Origin of the sequence: Allomuricauda ruestringensis DSM 13258 (assembly GCF_000224085.1) — a bacterium.
Lineage (GTDB): Bacteria > Bacteroidota > Bacteroidia > Flavobacteriales > Flavobacteriaceae > Flagellimonas > Flagellimonas ruestringensis.
Window position 1 is genome coordinate 3539951 of sequence record NC_015945.1, and the last position, 22788, is coordinate 3562738.

The 22788-nt window shown below is 40.9% G+C and carries 17 protein-coding genes; 10 read left to right on the top strand and 7 right to left on the bottom strand.

Going from position 1 to position 22788, the window contains the following annotated elements; all coding sequences use genetic code 11:
- Positions 1-6 precede the first annotated feature (6 nt).
- On the top strand, positions 7-1008 hold the full coding sequence (locus MURRU_RS15965; protein ID WP_014034524.1) for a glycosyltransferase family 2 protein: 1002 nt from the start codon (positions 7-9) through the stop codon (positions 1006-1008).
- Positions 1009-1104: 96 nt separating this feature from the next.
- Positions 1105-1977 (top strand): OmpA/MotB family protein, encoded by an 873-nt coding sequence (locus MURRU_RS15970; protein ID WP_014034525.1) that lies wholly within the window; start codon positions 1105-1107, stop codon positions 1975-1977.
- 53 nt (positions 1978-2030) lie between these two features.
- On the opposite strand, the gene MURRU_RS15975 is transcribed toward MURRU_RS15970, so the two are convergent.
- Positions 2031-2651: an L-threonylcarbamoyladenylate synthase gene (locus MURRU_RS15975; RefSeq protein WP_014034526.1), complete on the bottom strand. Its 621-nt coding sequence runs from the start codon at positions 2649-2651 to the stop codon at positions 2031-2033.
- Between the two features lie 217 nt (positions 2652-2868).
- On the opposite strand from MURRU_RS15975, the gene MURRU_RS15980 reads away from it, so the two are divergent.
- Positions 2869-3561 (top strand): hypothetical protein, encoded by a 693-nt coding sequence (locus tag MURRU_RS15980; RefSeq protein ID WP_148261528.1) that lies wholly within the window; start codon positions 2869-2871, stop codon positions 3559-3561.
- Here the strand turns inward: MURRU_RS15980 and MURRU_RS15985 are convergent.
- The 3 genes from MURRU_RS15985 to MURRU_RS15995 all read right to left on the bottom strand — a co-directional run bounded on the left by MURRU_RS15985 (position 3558) and on the right by MURRU_RS15995 (position 9211).
- Complete coding sequence (locus MURRU_RS15985) at positions 3558-5768, bottom strand: alpha/beta hydrolase (protein ID WP_014034528.1); 2211 nt, start codon at positions 5766-5768, stop codon at positions 3558-3560. The genes MURRU_RS15980 and MURRU_RS15985 overlap by 4 nt on opposite strands.
- Before the next feature lie 130 nt (positions 5769-5898).
- Entirely contained in the window at positions 5899-6471 is a 573-nt protein-coding gene (locus MURRU_RS15990) for a hypothetical protein (protein ID WP_014034529.1), read from the bottom strand.
- A 409-nt stretch (positions 6472-6880) separates the two neighbouring features.
- Positions 6881-9211 (bottom strand): ATP-dependent helicase, encoded by a 2331-nt coding sequence (locus MURRU_RS15995; protein ID WP_014034530.1) that lies wholly within the window; start codon positions 9209-9211, stop codon positions 6881-6883.
- Between the two features lie 141 nt (positions 9212-9352).
- Here MURRU_RS15995 and MURRU_RS16000 point away from each other — a divergent pair, with 141 nt between their 5' ends.
- Together MURRU_RS16000 and MURRU_RS16005 are read left to right on the top strand one after the other, a co-directional pair.
- Entirely contained in the window at positions 9353-9892 is a 540-nt protein-coding gene (locus tag MURRU_RS16000) for a DsrE family protein (protein ID WP_014034531.1), read from the top strand.
- A 17-nt stretch (positions 9893-9909) separates the two neighbouring features.
- Positions 9910-11196: an amidohydrolase gene (locus MURRU_RS16005; protein WP_014034532.1), complete on the top strand. Its 1287-nt coding sequence runs from the start codon at positions 9910-9912 to the stop codon at positions 11194-11196.
- A gap of 29 nt (positions 11197-11225) precedes the next feature.
- Here MURRU_RS16005 and MURRU_RS16010 read toward each other — a convergent pair whose 3' ends face one another.
- Positions 11226-12212, bottom strand: coding sequence for an IS110 family RNA-guided transposase (locus MURRU_RS16010; RefSeq protein WP_014032626.1), 987 nt, complete (start codon positions 12210-12212; stop codon positions 11226-11228).
- 394 nt (positions 12213-12606) lie between these two features.
- Here MURRU_RS16010 and MURRU_RS16015 point away from each other — a divergent pair, with 394 nt between their 5' ends.
- The 3 genes from MURRU_RS16015 to MURRU_RS16025 all read left to right on the top strand — a co-directional run bounded on the left by MURRU_RS16015 (position 12607) and on the right by MURRU_RS16025 (position 15591).
- Positions 12607-14199: an FMN-binding glutamate synthase family protein gene (locus MURRU_RS16015; RefSeq protein ID WP_014034534.1), complete on the top strand. Its 1593-nt coding sequence runs from the start codon at positions 12607-12609 to the stop codon at positions 14197-14199.
- Between the two features lie 19 nt (positions 14200-14218).
- Positions 14219-14992 carry a hypothetical protein gene (locus MURRU_RS16020; RefSeq protein WP_014034535.1) on the top strand — a complete coding sequence of 258 codons (774 nt, stop codon included), beginning with the start codon at positions 14219-14221 and terminating at the stop codon, positions 14990-14992.
- A gap of 77 nt (positions 14993-15069) precedes the next feature.
- Positions 15070-15591 carry a DUF7935 family protein gene (locus MURRU_RS16025; protein WP_014034536.1) on the top strand — a complete coding sequence of 174 codons (522 nt, stop codon included), beginning with the start codon at positions 15070-15072 and terminating at the stop codon, positions 15589-15591.
- A gap of 402 nt (positions 15592-15993) precedes the next feature.
- Here the strand turns inward: MURRU_RS16025 and MURRU_RS16030 are convergent, their stop codons facing one another.
- A complete protein-coding gene (locus MURRU_RS16030) occupies positions 15994-16908 on the bottom strand; it encodes a patatin-like phospholipase family protein (RefSeq protein WP_014034537.1) in 915 nt (304 codons plus the stop codon).
- Positions 16905-18995, bottom strand: a complete 2091-nt coding sequence (locus tag MURRU_RS16035; RefSeq protein ID WP_014034538.1) for a M1 family metallopeptidase — start codon at positions 18993-18995, stop codon at positions 16905-16907. Before MURRU_RS16035 ends, MURRU_RS16030 begins: the two co-directional genes overlap by 4 nt.
- Positions 18996-19041: 46 nt before the next feature.
- Here MURRU_RS16035 and recG point away from each other — a divergent pair, with 46 nt between their 5' ends.
- Both recG and leuC read left to right on the top strand, forming a co-directional pair.
- Complete coding sequence (gene recG, locus MURRU_RS16040) at positions 19042-21147, top strand: ATP-dependent DNA helicase RecG (RefSeq protein ID WP_014034539.1); 2106 nt, start codon at positions 19042-19044, stop codon at positions 21145-21147.
- 200 nt (positions 21148-21347) lie between these two features.
- A complete protein-coding gene (gene leuC / locus MURRU_RS16045) occupies positions 21348-22760 on the top strand; it encodes a 3-isopropylmalate dehydratase large subunit (protein ID WP_014034540.1) in 1413 nt (470 codons plus the stop codon).
- Positions 22761-22788 lie beyond the last annotated feature (28 nt).

The window sequence follows — 22788 nt, forward strand, 5'->3', positions numbered from 1 at the left end:
TCCGTTTTGAAAATTGCCGTCGTCATACTCAATTGGAATGGGGAAGCCTTACTCGAAAGGTTTCTGCCTTCGGTTATGGAATGTTCCGGAGGAGCTGATATTTATGTTGTGGACAATGCCAGCACCGATGGTTCGGTCGATTTTTTAAAACAACACTACCCCACTATTGGTATTGTTCAGAATACATCCAACGGAGGCTTTGCCAAAGGTTACAATGATGGACTTAAAAACATTGAGGCAGATGTGTTCTGCTTGTTGAATTCTGATGTTGAGGTAACTCCAAACTGGCTGGAACCCATAAAAGAAGCCTTTAACACCCTTCCTGATGCCTCCATAATCCAACCCAAAGTATTGGATCTTAACCAAAAGGACCATTTTGAATATGCCGGTGCAGCTGGAGGGTTTATAGACATGTTCGGTTATCCTTTTTGTAGGGGACGCATATTCCAGACCATAGAAAAGGACGAGGGACAATACGACGATGTAAAAGAAGTATTTTGGGCCACAGGTGCCTGTATGTTTATTAAAAGTGATGTATTCCGAAAACTAGGCGGCTTCGATGAGGACTATTTTGCCCATCAAGAAGAAATTGATCTGTGTTGGCGGGCCAAAAATGCCGGACACAAAGTGTATTACGTTGGCCAAAGCCATGTGTATCATTTAGGAGGCAGCACATTGTCCAACATGAATCCCAAGAAAACTTTTCTGAATTTCAGGAACTCGCTCTACTCCATTACAAAAAATCTTCCAAGAAAAAAAGCACTGCCCATAATTTTTGTCCGTTTACTATTGGATGGCATTGCTGCCGTGCGATTCATTTTTCAATTAAAGTTCGATCACTGTTTTGCCATTTTAAAGGCTCATCTCAGTTTTTATGTTAACTTTATAAAAATGTACAGAAAGCGCGAAAAAGCTAATTTTTTATTAAAGTACCACATTACGACATCCATAGTATGGTCCTATTTCGTACATCAAGTAAATAATTTTAACATTTTAGTAAAAGATTAACGATGCCGAAATATAGATACCTTGCTTTTTATCTAATTTTGGTATTGTTTTTCGACATTTGATAAATCTAACAATCCTTAAATTATATTCTGAACTATGAAAAAATTTTTTCTAGGAACATTGGCGATGACAGTTCTTCTATCTTCTTGCGTATCGCAAAAGAAATATGCCGATCTTGAAGCCAAACACAAAGAAACCCAAGACCTATTGAATTCTGCAACCGTTAAATTGAACGATTGCTTGGAAGAAAAAGCAACTGCAGATTCCAGGTTGAAAACACTTGAAGACCAAAACGCATTCCTTAAAGCAAATAACCAAGAGCTCATCAACAACATGGGCAACTTGACAACGCTTACTACAAAAGGTGCCGAAAACCTTGAGAAATCATTGGAAAGTCTTCGTGAAAAAGACCTTACCATCAGAAAATTACAAGATGCCGTTACACGTAGAGACTCTGTAAACCTTGCTTTGGTACAGAGCCTAAAAGGCGTATTGGGCAACTTGGATGACGAAGACATCGAAATCAGTGTTGAAAAAGGTGTGGTATTCGTATCCATTTCCGACAAATTGTTGTTTAGAAGTGGAAGCTACAACGTAACAAATGCTGCAAAAGAAGTGCTTGGCAAAGTAGCCAAAGTGGTGAACAACAAGCCTGATTTTGAATTTATGGTAGAAGGACACACCGACAACGTACCATACAGAAGTGGTGTACTATTGGATAACTGGGACCTAAGTGCCAAAAGAGCAACATCTGTTGTTAGAATCCTACAAAACGACTTTGGTGTAGACCCTGCTAGAATGACAGCTGCTGGACGTAGTTACTACATACCACTTGTTGACAACGATACTTCTGCCAATAGAGCCAAGAACAGAAGAACAAGAATTGTTGTACTTCCAAAAATCGATCAGTTCTACAACATGATCGAAGAAGGAATGAAAGATCCTGCAATCGGCGGTACAGGCAAATAAGAAATAAGCTTTAGCTTACAATAGAAAAGCGGCCAATTGGCCGCTTTTTTTATTCAGAATATCTCAAGGCTGCCCTTGCCCTCCCGTATCACTTCGGGTTCTTCACCGGAAAGATCTATTACTGTAGATGCCACATTATCTCCGTAACCACCATCAATGACAATATCTACAAGGTTCTGCCATTTCTCATAAATAAGTTCAGGATCTGTGGTATATTCCAAAATGTCGTCATCATCCCGAATAGATGTAGAAACAATAGGGTGGCCCAATTCGGACACCAATGCCCTGGCAATCGCATTATCGGGCACGCGGATACCCACCGTTTTTTTCTTTTTAAAATCTTTCGGAAGGTTGTTGTTCCCTGGAAGTATAAAAGTATAAGGCCCGGGAAGGGTACGCTTTAATAATTTAAATGTTGGACCATCTATCTGCCGAACATAATCGGACAAATTACTCAAGTCCGCACAAATAAAGGACCAATTGGCCTTTTCCAACTTTATCCCTTTTATCCTTGCAATGCGCTGTAGGGCCTTTGAGTTGGTTATATCGCAACCAAGACCGTAAACCGTATCCGTAGGATAGATTACAAGCCCTCCTTTCCTAAGCACGTTCACAACTTTTTCAACTTGCTTGGGATTCGGGTTTTCTTCGTAAAGTCTTATCAACTCTGCCATCTTGTTAAGGAATCAACAACAAAGATAATACTTATACAACCAAATCTACGGCGTTCTGCTAGGCATGTTAAATGTTTGATAATACACACAACCTATCATCAGATTCGAATCTTTATAAAGGGAAATGGGCCATTCATCAATTCATACAGGCCATTGGTTGATTTTGACCCTTAACATTAAAATTTATACCCCACCTTTAGATAAAAATTGCATTCTTATGAGATTGAAAACAATAATTACAGCATGTATTACATTTGGACTTTTGATACCGTTCACAAGCTGTAACAATTCCAACAATATGGAACTCGAACAGTTTGATGCTAAAAACACTCTTGCCCAATTGGACAACCTATTCATTCAACTTAATGGGTTGGACACTGTTGATTGTCAAAACTTGGATGAAATAGTGACCATCAACGAAAAAATGCGGGGAATAATTGAAAACATAAGGTCCACCAAAAAATTTGACGATTTAGCAGCTGCTTATAATGAAGATGAACACCAGATTGGCTTCGTGGTTTCAGAAGATCGGCAATTCGGTGTTTTTTCCTGGAAAACCAAAATGGATTGTATGGGGCACAATATCAAAAACATTGCACTTTATAAATCCAACAACAAGGTCGTAGCGTCCTCCCTTTATGGAAAACCCATAATCTACCATGAGATAACATCAAAGAATCAAAACAACGGTAAGACCATATACCTCCTCAATGGTGAAAAAGGGCAATTAAATGCAACTACGAAAGCCTACACTATAACCAATGGGAACTTGGCCGAATCGCAAATCCGTTGTCGGCAAAACCGCGCGATGGGTATGCTACAACTGGATTTGAGGAAGACACCACTTCTTCGGCCCTACATTGATTTGGGGTTTGCCACACCGTTAAACATCATACAAGGGTTGATTTAGTTTTTTTTATAAAAACCAATATCATCCAAAACAACAACCCCCAAAGTATCTTTGTCAAAAACTAAATTGATGCTTTTCAGCTTGGACAGATTCAGGCTATCGTTCCTCTTGATAAAAGAAGATATGGGAATATAACAGCTTTTCAATCGGATCTCAGAATCCTTGCCTATCATTTTCTCATCTAAAAAATCAAACTTGGTAAACTTGGTTTTGATTTTTTTGGGAAGCCTATTCCCTTCGGTCAACTCCACCGAAGCGAAATTGCCTAAACTATCCTTGAGCATAATGCTAAAATTGAAACCCACATCTGGTAATTCAGGTTTTTCTTTACCCTCCATTTTTAACTCTGAAACATCTCCAATAGCCACGGAAAGAGCCAAAGTATCGACAGAACCAAAGTTCTTTAAAGTATCAGGAAGAGCTATACTATAAATTGGGATGGAATCCTTGCCGATGTTCATACCATGGTTCCATCCAAGCACCAAGGCATTGTTCTGTTGACTTCCCCCATCTCGGGCCTCCAACTCCATTTCCCTCCAGACTTTAAAATTATCAGCAAATAATTTTATGCCATTCGATGCGCTCGTTACATCCAAATCACCTTCAAAGTTCACGAGTATTTCTTTGTAGGTATCGCTATATTGACTCAAATAATCTTCTTTGGGCAGCCAATCGCTTACCAAATCCACATTTTTGAACATGGACATGTAATCTTGGTTTCCCTTCAATATAGCTTCCGCAAAACCGCTTACATATACTTTGGCGACTTGACGTTGTTCTTCACCCGTAACCAAAGGCTTAAGATTGAGCAACCACCTCATGGGTGCACCAAAATCCGACCTGCCCCATGTGGAATTAAACTGACCATGATTGGCGTGGTTCATATACAAACCTGCTTTAAAACCATCAAAATCATCTGAAAATTGTAAACGATAAAAAGGCCGCATCCCCCAAAAACTCGTCTCATCCGAGTCGTATGCACCTTGAATTGACAAATAATTGATGTCTTCCAGACTGATTTCACGATTGTAACGGTAATCCGTTGGCGCTATGGTGATAATTCCTTTTATGCCAAAATCAAAATTGAACTTTTCATTGCCATTGTCGGGAAACCTATCCAATTTGTTGAAAGCTGCTGCTATGGATACCGCTTCTCCACCTCTGGAATGCCCCACAAGCACAATATTGTCCATATCTACCTTATCCTTGATATCCGGGTTAGCTCCATCGTTCCATTTTTGCCATTGTTCCAAGTGTTTTAGCAAAAGCCATCCACGGGTGGGCATTTCTTTCCCCATAAAATCACCGGACCAATGCCCATTGATGAAATTCTCATCAACAGAGACGCCTATAATCCCTCTGCTGGCCAAAAGTTCTCCAAGATAGGCATAGCCTCCATCGGAATAGTCGAGCATACTATGGTTGCCGTGCACCATCATTACCATAGGGAAAGGCCCAACTCCTTTGGGCATGTACACCCGAGCATTTAATGGGAAGCTATCCACACCAAAGCCCCAATATTTTTCACGCCATTTCTTCTTTTTCCCTTTCCACTCAGGAAGCAATAATGAAGCATCAACTGTTGGTGTTTTTATCTTAATACCTTCTGCATATTCAGGTCGTTTTTCATCCGTTCCGCTTCCGTAGGTAAAAACTTCTACCTCAAAGTTTCCTTTTTGGGAAGGGTCTTCAATATCTCTTTCACTCAAAAAGGTAATATTGACTGTTTCTTCTGATGATGATACATCTACATAAGGATCACCATCCAAAGCATTGAATCCATAAAAACCTAAAACTCCCAGAGCAACACCTAAAATAACAAGAACGGTCCCTTTTTTAGCATTCTTCTTTCTGACAATTTGCCAAACACCAAAAGTGAGCAAGAGTAAACAGACAAAACCAAATAGTGCCAATCCGTAAAATAAAATCGAAGGCCATCCAAAAGCATACATCCGCATAATATAAAGTGCTAAAAAACCACCAAGAACGGTGGTCACTAGAGTAATCGGGATTTTTTTGGCGAAAGGGGCAATCCAAGTCAGCACTAATTTTAAAACGATGAGCAACAAAATGCCAATTAAGATTCCTGCGAGCATGGTTATCCAAGCGGGGTATCCAATGGCATAATGATAGCCTGCTACACCGAAAAGTATGACAACAAGAAAAGCAACGGCAAGAAATACAGGTTTGTGAAAGAGATTTTTCATAGGGGGAAGGTTGGTTGGTTTATTAAAATAACAACTATGAATTTAAGCATGATTTTTTAAACAATAGACTTTCAGGGGGAGACTATATTTAGTAAACTTATTATTTAATAAACAAGTTACTCATTAAGCACTAACAATAAGACACAATATAGTTTTCAAAGAAGGCTTCAACTTGATCAGTAGTTAAATCAAAATTTTGTCTGCTCTTTATCAAATAAGAACTCGAGGTTTCAATTTCAATATGTTCAAACTTTTCAGGAGAAAAATAGCGTTTAACATAAATTCCATATGTATTGTATCGCTTTGTACAGACAACTGTTCCATCTGGGTTTATGTTATCCTTGTTTTCAATGCTTTTTTCGTCCTTGGTAGGAGAGCCAATAAAGCCAAATGAAGAATTATTATTCTCATAATACAACTTAATCACTATCGAAGTGATGGTATTGAGAATTAATAAGAAATTTTTTGCCCCGTTTGATTTATTCCTTTTTAGGAATCTTTGAGAATTGAGTAACTCATATCGATTTTCAGATAATCGATGGTTTTTTTGGAAAAATTTTATGATGTAAATATCGTTGTTATGATGTTCAATTTCTATAATATATGTGATATTAAAAGAACATTTGAAACTATATAAGTCTGTAGGTACGGGTGCTTGATTATCTTTACCAACTGAATTATAATCAAAAGTTTTACCTAACAATTGAAATCAATTCTAAAGAGGGAGGAAAGTATACGCTTTGCTTCTTTTTGCTTGAACATCGGCAAAAGACAGGACTCGTGCTTTATGCACAACAGTCTTATTCGTCCCTGGAAGTTGAGTCCTGATCGAATTCGTTTTAGATATTTTACTTTTAACTAAGCCCATGATTGCGTTATTTCTTTATAACGTTGCAAAGATAAACGTATTGTTTAGTAGCCGCCTCACAAACCCATCAATATTATTTATTCATAAGTATAAGAAAATAAGTATTCATTATCGTCTTTTTCTAGCGCATAGTACTGTATAAATATCGCAAATAAGCATTTTTGCACACCCAAACAGCCTCTAATTAATTAATTAGAAAATCTCTAAACCAGTGATGGTTTTATTATCAGATAGCGAAAATTTATTAGGCACTGTCCAAAACTTCAAGTTTGGCAAAACGCAGCAACAGTTTTTTGATGCCACCTTGGTCAAAATGAATTTCAGCCTTTCTATCATTCCCCGCGCCTTCAATATTTAGTATTTTCCCTCTTCCGAATCGGGTGTGGTTCACTCGTGCACCTGTCACCAACCCCGGGTCTAAATCCATGGGTTTGGTCGGGGCTGAAATTTCAGGTTTGAGCTTCCGTAATTTCCGTAGCTGGTTTTCATTGGGCTTTTGTGTACTTGGAGGTGTCCCATTTTGGGGTTTTACCTGTCGCAGTTTGCTCTTGTCCACCTCACCAAAAATATTCTTATCGATCGTGGATTTATACCGATAACCATCGTTCACAGGAGTTAAGTTTTCTACATACTGCTCTTCTATCTCTTCCAAAAACCGACTAGGTTCGGCATCAATTAATTTACCCCATCGGTACCTGTTTTGGGTATAGGTGAGAAACGCTTGTTTTTCGGCGCGGGTAAGGGCTACGTAGAACAGCCTTCGCTCCTCTTCCAATTCACTTCGGGTGTTCATGCTCATAGCGGAAGGGAACAAATCCTCTTCCATTCCAACAATGTACACGTACGGAAACTCCAACCCTTTTGCCAAATGGATGGTCATTAGAGCTACCCTATCATCATCCTCAATGTCTTTATCCATATCTGTGGCCAGGGCAACGTCTTCCAAAAACTCCGTCAAACTGCCTGTGGCATCGGCAATTTCTTTTTGGCCTTCGACAAAATCCTTGATACCGTTCAAAAGCTCTTCGATGTTTTCCATCTTCGCAATACCCTCGGGAGTGCCATCTTTTTTGAACTCCAACAGCAGGCCTGTTTTTTTAGCAACATGTTCCGCTAAGGTAAAGGCATCCGAGCCCTCGTTCATAATCTGGAAACTTTTGATCATGGTAACGAAATCCGTCAACTTGCGTTTGGTTCCCGAATTGATGTTCAAATTGAGTTTATCCAGATGCTCCATTACCTCATAAATGGAACGTCCGTAATGGTTGGCGGCCACTACAAGTTTATCAATCGTGGTCTGTCCTATCCCCCTCGTCGGAAAATTGACGACACGCTTGAGCGCTTCCTCGTCCTTAGGGTTGATAATAAGTCGTAAATAGGCCAATACATCCTTAATCTCCTTTCTTTGATAAAATGACAATCCCCCATAAATACGATAGGGAATATCACGTTTACGCAATGCATCCTCAATGGCACGGGATTGTGAATTGGTCCGATACAACACGGCAAAATCACCATTTTGCATCTGATTTTGCATCTTGCTCTCAAAAATGGAGCCTGCCACGTACCGACCCTCTTCGGCATCGGTAACGCTGCGGTGTATTTTTATGAGTCCGCCATCATCGTTGGAGGTCCAAACATTCTTCTCTAACTGGTTTTTATTGTTTGCGATGATAGAATTTGCTGCGCTGACAATGTTTTTGGTGGAACGGTAATTCTGTTCCAAACGGTACATCGCTACATCGTCGTAATCCTTTTGAAAGTTGAGGATATTGTTGATGTTCGCCCCACGGAAGGAATAAATACTCTGGGCATCGTCCCCTACCACACAAATATTTTGATAGCGGTCAGATAAAGCTTTTACAATCAAATACTGCGAATGGTTGGTATCTTGGTACTCATCCACCAAAATGTATCGGAAACGATCCTGATACTTCATCAAAACCTCTGGAAAACGGGTCAACAATTCATTGGTCCGTAACAAAAGGTCATCAAAATCCATCGCCCCTGCCTTAAAGCAGCGATCTACATAATTCTGATATATCTCCCCCAATCTCGGGCGCTTGGCCATGGCATCGGCCTCCATCAGTTCAGGGTTCTGAAAATAGGCCTTAACGGTAATTAGGCTGTTCTTGTAGGATGAAATCCGGTTTTGTACCTGCTTGTACTTGTAAATATCCTTGTCCAGCCCCATTTCCTTGATGATGGAAGCAATCAAACGTTGGGAATCCTGCGTATCGTAAATGGTAAAGTTGCTAGGATAGCCCAGTTTATCACCATCAAAGCGAAGCAATTTTGCGAAAACAGAGTGGAATGTACCCATCCAAAGATTCTTTGCTTCGGAATTACCCACAATGGTAGCAATACGTTTCTTCATTTCACGCGCTGCCTTATTGGTAAAGGTCAGGGCCAAAATATTAAATGAGTCTACCCCTTGCTCCATCAAGTGGGCTATTCTGTAAGTGAGCACCCGGGTTTTACCAGAGCCTGCACCCGCAATTACCATTAAAGGTCCATCCTTATGCAGCACGGGGGCGCGCTGCGCATCATTCAATTCATCTATAAAATTACTCAAGGGCCAGAAGCTTTTTAAACGTAGGCGTGAAATTAGCCATTATTGATCTCTTGCTGAAATCAAGCTTTCAATTTTTATAAACACTGTTTTCGGATTTGGTCTTATTTTTAAATATATTTAACATCTTAATTAAAATAGCTGATGAATTTTCACCACCTCCCCCTATTCCTTTTAATTATTGTTGCATTTTCTGGAATTTCACAAGAAACCAAATCAGGTCCCATTGTAGAAAACTATGGTGCCGTTTGGGAAATTGAAAATCCTGATTTTAAAACTGAGACCACCCAAGAGTTCAAAGTGGTTTTTGATGTGAAAGATGGACCAGAATCCGATACTGAAATCAATAGAAATCTAAATACTGTAGCACGTTTTTTAAACATGCACGCCCAAAGTGGCGTCCCTACCTCTCAATTAAAAGCTGCACTTATTGTACATGGGACGGCTGCAAGAAACTTACTGACGGACGAAGCTTTTCGAGACAGATACAAAGTAGACAATCCAAACCGAGAACTTGTAGCGGATTTATTGGAAGCTGGCGTTGAGGTCATTATATGCGGACAATCTTCAAAAACAAGGAATCTTCCAAAAGAAGATCTAATTCCTGGGATTAAGGTTGCCCTCTCTGCAATGACGGCCAATATCCAATTGCAAAACCAAGGATACCGTCCAATTAATTTATAAACTAACTCAACCCGATTATGAAGAAAATTTTAGCGCTTGCCCTTTGTTCCGCAAGTTTATCCATGTATGCCCAAGACCATGGGCTGGAAAAAGACATCGCCGCTGTCGAATCCAAAGTAATCGAATGGCGACGCGATATGCACCAACACCCCGAACTGAGTAACAGAGAGTTCAAAACGGCTGAAAAAATCGCCGCTCATTTAAAATCTTTGGGTATCGAAGTACAAACAGGGGTTGCCCATACGGGTGTAGTCGGACTTTTAAAAGGAGACCACCCCGGAAAAGTCGTTGCCCTTAGAGCTGATATTGATGCATTGCCTGTTACCGAAAGAAATGACCTTCCCTTTAAATCTGAAGTTACATCCGAGTATTTAGGTGAAGAAGTCGGTGTGATGCATGCTTGCGGACACGATACCCACATTGCCATTATGATGGGAACTGCAGAGGTTTTGGCCAAAAACAAGGATAAAATCCACGGAACCATCAAATTTATATTTCAGCCTGCCGAAGAAGGAGCACCTCCTGGGGAAGAAGGTGGTGCCGCGCTTATGGTAAAGGAAGGTGTACTTGAAAACCCGAAAGTGGATGCCATTTATGGGCTTCATATTGGTTCCTACCTACCTGTAGGGCACATTGCCTATAAACCAGGCGGAGCCTTGGCTGCCGCACAGCGATTTGTTGTCAAAATCAAAGGAAAACAATCCCACGGTTCCCAACCTTGGGGAGGAATCGACCCAATTTTTGTAGCCTCCAAAATTGTAGATGGCTACCAATCCATCATCAGCCGTGAATTGGAATTGACCAAGGAAGCTGCTGTAATCACCGTTGGAAAAATCAGTGGTGGTGTTCGTAACAACATTATTCCAGAAAGCGCAGAACTTATTGGAACCATCCGAACATTGGATTACGATATGCAAAAGCAAGTAAATGACCGAATGATAGAAATGGCAGAAACCATTGCCAAAGCGTATCGCGCCGAAGCAACTGTGGAAATTGCCAAAGGGGTGCCAATCACCTATAATGATACCGACTTGACCGCAGCATCGCTTCCAAGTCTTCAAGAAGTGGCCGGTGCCGAAAATGTACATTTGATCAAAGCCATAACTGGAGCTGAGGATTTTTCGTTCTACCAAGAAAAAATTCCAGGTTTCTTTTACATTTTGGGCGGTAAAGACCCAAACGCTGGTCCCGATGAGCATTTTCCCCACCACACGCCTGATTTCAAAATTGATGACAGCGGCCTGCAATTGGGCGTAAAAGCTATGACCGAAATTGCTTTGGATTATTTGGACAGAAGTAAATAGATTCTATTTCAAACCCGTCATTTCGATTTCTATGACGCAACCAAACGATTTTGATAAAAAGCTTGGTTTTTTATTAGTGCAAAAATAAGGTGGATGATTTTGTTCCTTACGGCGTTTAAGACACTCATTTTGTTTTTGCCCTCATTTACCTTTCTCTTGTAATAAAGGGCCAGGTCATTTTCTAACCTGATAGCGCTCATTGCACCAAGGTGCAATAATTTTTTCAACGATTTATCAGCTAAGTTCGACACCCTGTTCCGCCCAAATATAGATGTTCCGGAGGTGTTTTGAAAAGGTGCCACACCACAGTAACAAGCTAATTTCCTTGGTTGGGTTATGCTCTTAAATTCATTTGTCTTCACAAGAATGTTCCAGCACAGGACATCGCCAACACCGGGAATGGATTTTAATTGCCTGCTCAATGTATTTAGCTTGGTGTCCGATTTCAGAAGGGCCCTGACCTGCTGTTCAATGGCCTTTACTTGAACAGTCAATTCTTTGATCAATCTGTTGTTCTGTTCAATTATGTGCTTGGCCAATTTTTGATTCCCAAGAACCATTAATTCTTTGTTCTTGGTCTTTAGTTGTTTTCTTTGGTTGATTCTAAAACCTCTCTCGGACAAAAGGATCTGAAGGTCTTCGATAACGTTTCTCTTTTGGACATAGGTTTTGGTCTCAGTGTAGTTCTTCTTTATAAAATGTGCAATTCTAACAGCATCTACTTTATCGTTTTTGCCCCTGACAAGTCCAAGGCTCCGCTTTAAGTGCAACGGATTTACCACATAAAAATCACAATCCATATCAGCAAGGACACTCATTAACGACCAAGTATATTTCCCTGTGTTCTCAGCACAGATATGATAGCTTATGTTCTCTTCCAACAGGGCATTAAAGAACCGGGCTATATCCTTTTCCCTGTTTTTGACAATAAAAGATCTTGACCGCTCACTGAGCAGGCAAATGTCCAAAGTATCTTTACTCACATCGATACCTATAAAATTCAGTTCTGTTTCCATATCTTTGGTTTAAGTGAAAAAATGATAAGCTCAACTCCTTAATAATGGGATCTGGGTCCCGAATTTCTAATTTGAGTTTATTATCAAAGCGGAAGAAATCTAAATCGAATTATAAGCTCTAAAACTTGGAGTGAATTGATAGTGTATTTCTTCCGTTTTTAAATATAATATTTCAAAGCACCAATCTAAAGGAGTGATTTTTCAAGAAAATCGAAGAAAAATTATATCGAGAATTAAAAGTTGAAATTATGACGCTCGTTCTCGATACTTTTCCAAAGGAAAAACTCGAACTGACGCTATTAAAAAATAAAACTTTCAGCCCCAATATCCTCCAGCATTTGGAATTTGGATATTGGGGCTTGATATTTGTGGTTACTACTTCAAATTAAAAGATATGGAAGCATTCCTTGATTTTCTAGCTGATATTCCCTGGTGGTCTTGGCTTCTGATTTTCCTGCTCTTGGTTGCCATTCGCGACATCTTCTTCCAAAAAGCGCATACCATCAGTCATAACTATCCCATCGTGGGTCACCTTCGGTATTGGCTGGAAAGTATAGGGCCGGAAATGCGACAATATTTTGTGGCCAACAATCGAGAAGAACTTCCCTTTAATCGTATTGAACGTAGTTGGATCTATGCTTCTGCAAAAAAGGAGAACAATTACGAAGGGTTTGGAACCGACAGGGATATCTATAAACATCAACACATCTTCATCAAAAATGCCATGATCGGGTTTCAGGTACCCGAAAACCATCCAAATAAAAGTCATCCCTATTTTTTGCCTTGCGCTAAAGTGATGGGCGCCTATAACAAACGTAAAAAACCGTATCGTCCTGCATCCATCATCAACGTTTCTGCCATGAGTTTTGGCTCGTTATCAGCTGCTGCTATTGAATCACTGAACAAAGGTGTTGAAAAATGTGGTGCTTATCACAATACAGGCGAAGGCGGACTCTCTCCCTACCACAAACAAGGGGGTGATGTAATTTTTCATTTTGGAACAGGTTATTTTGGCGTAAGGTCTCGTGATGGTGGTTTTTCTATGGACAAATTAAAAGTCTTGGTAGATGAAAATCCATGCGTCAAAGCAATAGAGATTAAACTCTCCCAAGGTGCAAAACCTGGAAAAGGAGGTGTGTTGCCAGGTTCTAAAATAACGCCTGAACTTGCTGAAATCCGAGGTGTTGAGGTAGGAAAAGATGTTATCTCCCCTCCCACCCACAAAGCTTTTTCCACGATTCCAGAGCTTTTGGAGTTTATTGAATCCATTGCAGAGGAGACCGGTTTGCCCGTAGGCATAAAAGGAGCCATTGGTAAAATTGACCAATGGGAAGAACTTGCCGATTTAATGAAAAAGACTGGAAAAGGCCCCGATTTTATCACCATTGATGGTGGTGAAGGGGGTACTGGTGCTGCTCCGCCCAGTTTTGCAGACCACGTTTCCCTGCCTTGGACCTATGGGTTTTCCAAGGTGTACAGCTTATTTATGGAGCGTGGCCTTACGGAACGAATAGTGTTTATCGGTAGTGGTAAACTGGGTTTTCCAGGAAAAGCTGCCATGGCCTTTGCCATGGGTGCCGACTGCATCAATGTAGCCCGCGAAGCCATGATGAGCATCGGTTGCATCCAAGCACAGGTTTGTCACACCAACCGTTGTCCTGCTGGTGTTGCCACCCAAAGCAAGTGGCGTCAAAGTGGTATTAATGTGCCGTTAAAATCCGATAGATTGGCGCAGTATTTTAAAACATTTAAAAAGGAGTTTTTGGAAATCACGCATGCCGCGGGTTACGAACACCCTTGTCAATTTAATATGGATGATGTGCAAGTAAATGTAGATGATGATTATCTTAGCAGCGATTTAAAGTCCGTTTATGGATACCAAAAAGAAAAGGTGAAATTTGATTCCATGCAAAATCTTTTGGATTGTGAACACTTGGGCGGAAAAACAGCATTACAAAAAAATTATAATTTAGACCCAGATATTTAAATAAACTATTGTACTACTTATGAAAAAAAAATTACCCTTAATCCTGTTTTTAATGATAGCCACCAGTGCTTTTTCCCAAAGAAAAAGCGAGCTTTTTGCAGAGATTGACACCTTGAAGACCAAAATATCCAAAGTGGAGCAGGAATTAGCAAAAGCAAAAAGAGAAATATCATCGAGTACTGCCGAAGCGGAAGCTCTCAAGGCTCAAAACGCAAGCTTGCGCGATGCCAACGCCACCCTTTTGAGCAATATGAGCAACTTCTCGGAACTATCTAAACAAAATTCGGATAACGTAGATCGTGCCATGGAAGCTTTGGCGAGAAAGGAAAGACAATTGAGCGGTATCAACGATATGATTTCTGCCAATGACTCCACTGCCATTGTGTCCCTGACCCAGATAAAAAAGACCTTGGGTGAAAATGCCAAAGTTGGTGTTGAAGCAGGTGTAATTATCATCAGCAATAGCATGAACTCACTTTTTGGATCGGATACGGCCACAGAATTGACCGAGGAAGGTAAAACTTGGTTGGCCGGCATAGCCAATGTGATCAAAACCAACCCTAATTTTAAAGCAGAAGTTGAAGGGCTTAACATTACAGGAGAATATGGCCCTACCTACGATCAAGTGGCGGCTGTCGCCTCAGCATTGGTGACTACTTTGGAAGTTCCTGCGGAAAGCATTGCAATTTCGGCCAAAGATGGTAATTTTAAGGAAGGCATCAACATTAGACTACAACCAGACTATAAAGCTTTTTATGCCAAAGCCAAAGAAAGTACCAAGGTGGGCCAATAACACTTCATTTAAAATACTTTTTGAGGTTTTGATGCGTTCTTGGTAGTGTAAAATCAATAAAAAAACCAGACTACCTTATGAGTGGAGATCAAATCCTTCAGTTATTTGCTTATTTATTACCTGCCGTTGTTACCGGTGCTGTTGCATTCTATTTCTTTAGATTGCACACCCGAAACGAAGATGGACGCAGACGATTTTTGCTTCATAAAGATTCCCAAAAGGAAACTTTACCAATTCGATTGCAGGCCTACGAGCGTATGGCTCTTTTCCTGGAGCGTATTGCCCTGAACAGCCTTGTGGTAAGGGTTGCACCAAAGGGAAAAAATAAAAGCGACTATGAAAATTTGCTTATTAAACAGATTGAAACAGAATTCGAACATAATTTATCGCAACAGATCTATATGTCCGATTCGTGCTGGAACATCATCAAAACCGCTAAAAATGCAACGATACAAATCATCCGTTCCGCTGGAATGAGTGAAACCGATTCACCGGACAAGCTTCGGGAAGATATCCTCAATCAGACTATGGAAAAGGAGTCTCCTTCCAACGCCGCTTTGGCCTTTGTAAAAAAGGAAGTTACAGACCTTTGGAAGTAATAACTTACCAATATCAAAGTCGGGAACCGAAAGATAGTGGGCAATAGCAGTTGGCAGTTGGCAGTTGGCAGTTGGCAGTAAACAAATAACAAAAGAACCGAATAACTATTCCTGCCGATCAGGCTCTAGTAAAAATAGCTTCCTCGTTCATGTGGATTTCTCAATCGATGTTTTGCATCTCATATCGGAACGCCCCATTGGCCTAATCGAAATTGAGGTGAGTGTTAATAATCTAGATGCTAACCGCTCCACGCTTTCAGAATGATAGGTTCCGGACAAATTCAAACTGAAGTATCAAGTTCAAGTTCAAACTTAAAACCAATTCCAGAACACCCAACTTCCGACTTCAGACATCCGACTTCCAACCCATCACAGTAACCCTACAACAGAGTAACCGAACAACTATTCCTGCCGATCAGGCTCTATTGGGCTCGTTTGCTCGTTCTTGTTCTTGGCATACAAATAACCGCGTTTCCACCATAAGGTCATTCGTTCCTTGTTAAAGATCAATGAATTTGTGGTAAGGACCGTTGGCGTATAGTAAAAATTGATAATCGCTCCCTTCCTATTGGCCACTAACTTGCCAATTCTGATATTCTGATTCTCGATACGGTCCAACATAAAACCGAAAATGGTGGTAATCAAATCAAATGGATTTTTAGAGGACATCCGGTTTAAATGGTTCACCTCGGTATGGAGCACCACCACATCTACCTCTGTTGCCCCACGGTTCAATGCTTCTTCAATGGGAACTAAAGTTCCCAAGCCACCATCGGCATATTCACAGCCATTTTTTTTGACCAAGCTCATAAACGGTGTGTAGTTGGACGAAATCCATATCCAATCGCAAAATTCATCGTACGTGCAATCGTTTATTGATTTGTACTCTACCTGGTTCAACGAAAGGTTGGACACCGTAACCACCACATCCATTTTACCTTTCTTCAATTCATTGAACTCTTCAATGGTAATAGATCTACGAATCAATTTTCTGAGATTCTCACTTTCTCCGAAGGTCTTTTTACCCTTAATAAAGTTTTTGATTACATTCCAATGGTTGATGGCAATTATCTCAACCCCATACTTTTTTTTAATGATGAACGGACAATTACTGAAAATACTGTCTTGATTAACGTTTGAATAGATGTTCTTGATCTTGTCCAGTTTATTCAACGCCAAATGGGAAATCAATAGGCTCCCTGTGGATGTCCCGACAAATAAATCGTAATCGTGTTTGGCTTCTTGAATTAAAAATTGGGCAACACCGCCTGCAAAGGCCCCCTTGCTACCTCCTCCCGAAATGACCAATGCCCTCATTCCCCTAAAGTTTTCTCCAAATATTGTTTTTCTTGCTGACTTAACAAAGGGTAAATACTCTTAATACGAGCCGTATTCCCCTCGGATTGCAAAAAGTCGCTCAATATTTCCCTGGCCGATTTTTTAAAGTGCCATACGTGGTGACCACAGGACTCCACCAGGTTTTTTAGCACGATATCCGTAAAACCTCCTATACTTTTTAAGTACTGAAAGGCAATCAAACGAGTCTCAAAATGATGTTCCGAACCAGTGTACCCGCTCAATTCATCAAAATAAAGTGCTTTTAAATCAGGGTTATATTCTGGTGACACCAAGGCCAGCGTCAACCAGAGTAATCGGATATTCTTATTGGAAAATCCCATGATTCCGTCCGTTTCATTGAGGTATTTGCTCCTGTTTTGGGGAAAATCGGTCCACAAGCGATATAAAGCGGCCTCCATGGTAGTATAGCTTTTATCTTTTAAAAGTCCTTCAATGTCCGTTTGAAGCTCATCCGATATTTTATTCTGTGACAGGATAACAGCCTGCCGTACTTTTAAGCCTTCAGATTTGATAATATCGCCCAAAAAGTCAGGGGAAAGCTTATCGCCGTAATCCAGAACAAGGTTTTCCTTTAGTTGGTTTGATTTTAATCTTTTCCAAGCTCGCTTTAAAATGGCCTCGGTTTTTTCAGGTTGCTCGGCTATCTTATTTTTCAGCTCAAAATAGGTTTTGATGGATACATTTTTTTCTTCCAAAAAAGCAACTACTTGATTATAAGGAAAATCAGGGTTCTCCAACCACAACTTCTCAAAATCATCAAGGTCGGTATTGAAAACCACTTCCAGTTCCTCCATCAAATAAGGAATCGTCACGTTTTTGAAAGCATATTTGTTGAGATAGTTCTGTATACCTTTTTTAAAAGCTTCCTCACCCACTTTATTTTGGAGCATTACCAAGGCCCAAGCTCCTTTTTCATAAAAAGTAAGGCTGCCTGCGTTTGGATTGCGAATCGCCTCGCCACCATCATCGCCAGAAAAACGTTGTAAGGCATTGGCCGTTTCCAACAATTGCCAATAGTAATGATCATCACCAAAAATTTCCTTCTCCGCCAAATAAGCATAAAAGGTAGCAAAGCCCTCATGTAACCAATGGTGTTCACTGCTGGTTTCGGTCACTAAGTTACCAAACCATTGGTGGGCCAACTCGTGCGCATTCACATTCACATAGTTTTTGTCAACAAAGGCAGTTGAATCTATCACATACTGGTTGGAAAATATGGTACAAGTGGTGTTTTCCATTCCCGCATACAGAAAATCCTGAACGGGAACCTGTTTGTAGTTCTGCCAAGGATAAGCAACACCTATTTCGTTCTCCAAAAAGTCAAAAATGTGTTTGGTGTACCGGTATGTAGGCTCCACTTTTAAAAAATCCGTAGGCTCATAATATAGTTCAATAGGGACTCCTGATGATGATTCAACCGTTTTTTTATTGTAATCTCCAATGGCAAAACCCACGAGATAGCTACTCATCGGTTTCTTCATATCAAACTGCCATGAATATCCTAATGAATCGGGCAAAGTGTCCTTTTTAACCAACTTCCCGTTGGCGATTACTGTATAATCCTGCCTAAGAAGAATGTCAAGATCAAATTCCACCTTTTCGGTCATATCATCAAAACTGGGCAGCCAATGACTGGTGTATTTTCCCTGTCCTTGCGTCCAAACCTGCTCATTGTTCTTGACTGTATCATGCCAACCTAAAAAATATACCGTTTGTTTTGGTTTGGCCACATAATCTAACTTTAGCTTATGGGTATCCCCTTTCGCCATCTTTTTTTTGATGATTATTTTTCGGCCATTGTAATCGTAGTCTATTTTTGCATCATCCAGAAAAACTGATGAAAAATCTAGGTTTACGGCATCAAGATAAATGGAATCCACAACTTCAATCACATTATATTGATAGGCCACACTACCCTTTATCCGGTTTTCGAACGGCGTGGGCTCAATCAAAACTTCGGCACGGACAAAGTCAACCTTATCCTGAATTTGGGCGGACAACAACTGTGCAAATAAGAAAAAAACAAGAATGGGGCTCAGCTTCATACCATCATCTTATCAAAAGTCCTTCCAAATTACATATTTTAGTTCGATGAATCCCAATTTTCTGCAAACTCCCATAGCATACCTTAAAGGTGTTGGTCCAAATCGGGCCGATGCCCTTAAGGCCGAATTGGGCATTGAGACCTTTAGGGACCTACTACACCTTTTTCCCAATCGGTATTTGGACCGGACGAGTTATTACAAAATAAATCAATTGCAACCCAGCGGAGCCGATGTGCAAGTAATGGGGAAAATTGTCCATCTAAAAACGGTAGAGCAAAAACGGGGGAAACGTTTGGTGGCAACTTTTGTGGATGAAACGGGGCAAATGGACCTCGTTTGGTTCCGTGGGCATAAATGGATCAAGGAAAATTTAAAACTGAACGAACCCTACGTGGTTTTTGGAAAGGTGAACCGATACGGAAGTACATTTTCCATGCCCCACCCTGATATGGAACCCTTGCAAAAGCATCAGCAAGGATTAAAAATGGCGATGCAACCCATTTATCCCTCCACGGAAAAATTAAGCAATAAGGGAATTACCAATCGGGTCATCAGCAAAATGATTCAGCAATTATTTTTGGAGTGCAAGGGCAAGTTTCCAGAATCATTGTCACCCTCCATTTTGGAAGAATTAAAGTTGATCTCGAAGAGTTCTGCTCTTTTCAATATTCATTTTCCAAAAAACCAAGAATTATTGGCCAAGGCACAGTTTCGGTTAAAGTTTGAAGAGTTGTTTTTTGTGCAATTGCGATTGATATCCCAAAATTTAAAGCGGAAGCAAAAGATAAAAGGGATGCCTTTTGAAGCGGTTGGTGAAAAGTTTACGGAATTCTTTGAAAACCATCTCCCATTTGAACTCACGAATGCCCAAAAACGGGTCATTAAGGAAATCCGTAACGATTTGGGGAGTAATGCCCAAATGAATCGATTGCTGCAAGGTGATGTGGGTTCAGGGAAAACCATTGTAGCACTGATGTGCATGCTTTTGGCCATTGACAACGGTTTTCAGACGTGTTTGATGGCTCCAACAGAGATTTTGGCCACCCAACATTACAACGGACTCAAGGAGCTTCTGGAAAATATGGACGTTAAAATTGCATTATTGACGGGTTCAACAAAAAAGTCCGAACGCACTTTGCTGCACAATCAACTAGAAAATGGCAATTTGAACATTCTGGTGGGCACACATGCCGTTTTAGAAGATAAAGTACAGTTCAAAAATCTTGGCTTGGCTATTGTGGACGAGCAACATCGGTTTGGTGTGGCGCAACGATCTAAACTGTGGCATAAAAATCAAACACCTCCACACATATTGGTGATGACGGCCACCCCCATTCCCAGAACCTTGGCCATGAGCCTTTACGGCGATTTGGACATTTCGGTGATTGATGAGCTGCCCCCTGGAAGAAAACCCATCAAGACGGTGCACCGATACGACAGCAACAGACTGAAGGTTTTTGGGTTCATCAAAGATGAAATTAAAAAGGGCAGACAGATTTACATCGTTTACCCGCTGATCCAAGAATCCGAAGCACTGGACTACAAGGATTTGATGGATGGGTACGAAAGCATTGTTCGTGATTTTCCACAGCCCGAATATCAGATTTCCATTGTACACGGTAAAATGAAGCCCGCTGACAAGGATTACGAAATGGAACGTTTTGTAAAAGGCGAAACCCAAATTATGATTGCCACCACAGTAATCGAGGTAGGCGTAAATGTACCCAACGCATCCGTAATGATCATTGAAAGTGCCGAACGGTTTGGATTGTCGCAATTACACCAGCTCCGTGGGCGTGTAGGGCGAGGCGCAGAACAAAGTTTTTGTATTTTGATGACAAGTCACAAACTATCCGAAGATGCCAAAACCCGTTTGCAAACCATGGTCGGCACCAATGATGGCTTTGAAATCGCGGAGGTTGACCTTAAGCTTCGTGGTCCTGGGGATTTGATGGGCACCCAACAAAGTGGCCTGCTGACTTTAAAGATCGCGGACATTGTGAAGGACAATCAAATCCTGAAAACAGCCCGCTATCACGCCATTCAATTGCTCAAACAAGACCCAAGACTCGAAAAATCGGAAAATGCCCCTATTCTGAATGCCTATTCCAAAATGATGGCCAACAAAACCATTTGGAATTATATTAGTTGATTCCGATTAGGTTTGTAATTGGAAGTAGGCGCAATTCTCCATACTTCTTTGTTACAAATTGAAAATCAACCCTTACCATTTGTTAACTTTAAGTACAATCGCTTGAAATTGCGGTTGAACATCGTAATTTTACCACTAACCGATAATCGGTTTCACACACAAATTTTAACTTTGTAGGCTTACAAATTATTGAAGACACCATGAGCAAGACACTATTTGATAAAGTTTGGGATTCCCACGTGGTAAAACATATTGAGAATGGCCCGGATGTACTCTTTATTGACAGGCATTTGGTCCACGAAGTAACGAGTCCCGTAGCTTTTTTAGGATTAAAGAACAGAGGAATAAAAGTATTGTACCCAGAGCGTACTTTTGCAACGGCAGATCACAATACCCCGACCCGCAACCAACACTTGCCCGTAAAAGACCCATTGTCTGCCAATCAATTGAGGGCATTGGAAGAAAACGCAAACACCCATGGTATTCCATACTGGGGACTTGGGCATAAGAAAAATGGAATTGTACACGTAATTGGGCCAGAACACGGGATAACCGTACCTGGGGCCACCATAGTTTGCGGCGATTCCCATACCTCTACGCATGGTGCATTTGGTGCCATTGCCTTTGGTATCGGAACCAGTGAAGTGGAAATGGTGCTTTCCACCCAATGTATTATGCAGCCCAAACCTAAAAGTATGCGCATCAATGTAAACGGGGAATTGAGCGAAGCCGTTACCCCAAAAGATGTAGCCCTTTTCATCATTTCCAAACTGTCTACGTCGGGTGCAACGGGCTATTTTGCTGAGTATGCTGGAGATGTCTTCAAAAACATGTCAATGGAAGGCCGAATGACCGTTTGTAACCTTAGTATTGAAATGGGGGCCCGTGGCGGTATGATTGCTCCCGACGAAACCACTTTTGAATACATTAAAGGAAGGGAATACACACCAAAAGGCAAGGATTGGGATGCTGCCATGGAATACTGGAGCACCCTTTATTCAGATGATGATGCGGAATTTGACAAAGAAGTGACTTTCGATGCCAGCGAGATTGAACCGATGATTACTTTCGGCACCAATCCAGGGATGGGTATCGGTATCAGCAAGGATATTCCGTTGGCTGAAAGCATTGACGGTTCTCCGGCTACCTATAAAAAATCATTGGAATACATGGATTACAACGAAGGAGAGCCAATGATAGGCAAACCTATCGATTTTGTATTCCTTGGAAGTTGTACCAATGGGAGAATTGAAGACTTTAGAGCTTTTGCTTCCATCATAAAAGGAAGAAAAAAGGCAGACAATGTAACGGCGTGGTTAGTTCCTGGCTCGCACAAGGTGGAAGACGCCATCAAAGAAGAAGGTATTTTAGATATCCTAACAGAAGCTGGGTTTGAATTGAGAGAGCCCGGTTGTTCTGCTTGTTTGGCCATGAACGATGATAAAATCCCCGCAGGGAAATATGCGGTGAGTACGTCAAACAGAAACTTTGAAGGACGACAGGGACCCGGTGCCCGTACTTTATTGGCCAGTCCATTGGTGGCCGCCGCCGCCGCCGTTACTGGAAAAGTAACTGACCCAAGGGAATTAATGCACGAAGAAGCATTTGCTTAACAATAAACAATCTACAATAAAACAATTA

Coding starts and splice junctions, on each gene's coding strand:
- MURRU_RS15975 (WP_014034526.1), bottom strand. CDS start 2,651: ATGGCAGAGTTGATAAGACTTTACGAAGAAAACCCGAATCCCAAGCAA.
- MURRU_RS15970 (WP_014034525.1), top strand. CDS start 1,105: ATGAAAAAATTTTTTCTAGGAACATTGGCGATGACAGTTCTTCTATCT.
- MURRU_RS16035 (WP_014034538.1), bottom strand. CDS start 18,995: ATGAAGCTGAGCCCCATTCTTGTTTTTTTCTTATTTGCACAGTTGTTG.
- leuC (WP_014034540.1), top strand. CDS start 21,348: ATGAGCAAGACACTATTTGATAAAGTTTGGGATTCCCACGTGGTAAAA.
- MURRU_RS15980 (WP_148261528.1), top strand. CDS start 2,869: ATGAGATTGAAAACAATAATTACAGCATGTATTACATTTGGACTTTTG.
- MURRU_RS16015 (WP_014034534.1), top strand. CDS start 12,607: ATGGAAGCATTCCTTGATTTTCTAGCTGATATTCCCTGGTGGTCTTGG.
- MURRU_RS16010 (WP_014032626.1), bottom strand. CDS start 12,212: ATGGAAACAGAACTGAATTTTATAGGTATCGATGTGAGTAAAGATACT.
- MURRU_RS16020 (WP_014034535.1), top strand. CDS start 14,219: ATGAAAAAAAAATTACCCTTAATCCTGTTTTTAATGATAGCCACCAGT.
- MURRU_RS16030 (WP_014034537.1), bottom strand. CDS start 16,908: ATGAGGGCATTGGTCATTTCGGGAGGAGGTAGCAAGGGGGCCTTTGCA.
- MURRU_RS16005 (WP_014034532.1), top strand. CDS start 9,910: ATGAAGAAAATTTTAGCGCTTGCCCTTTGTTCCGCAAGTTTATCCATG.
- MURRU_RS16000 (WP_014034531.1), top strand. CDS start 9,353: ATGAATTTTCACCACCTCCCCCTATTCCTTTTAATTATTGTTGCATTT.
- recG (WP_014034539.1), top strand. CDS start 19,042: ATGAATCCCAATTTTCTGCAAACTCCCATAGCATACCTTAAAGGTGTT.
- MURRU_RS15985 (WP_014034528.1), bottom strand. CDS start 5,768: ATGAAAAATCTCTTTCACAAACCTGTATTTCTTGCCGTTGCTTTTCTT.
- MURRU_RS16025 (WP_014034536.1), top strand. CDS start 15,070: ATGAGTGGAGATCAAATCCTTCAGTTATTTGCTTATTTATTACCTGCC.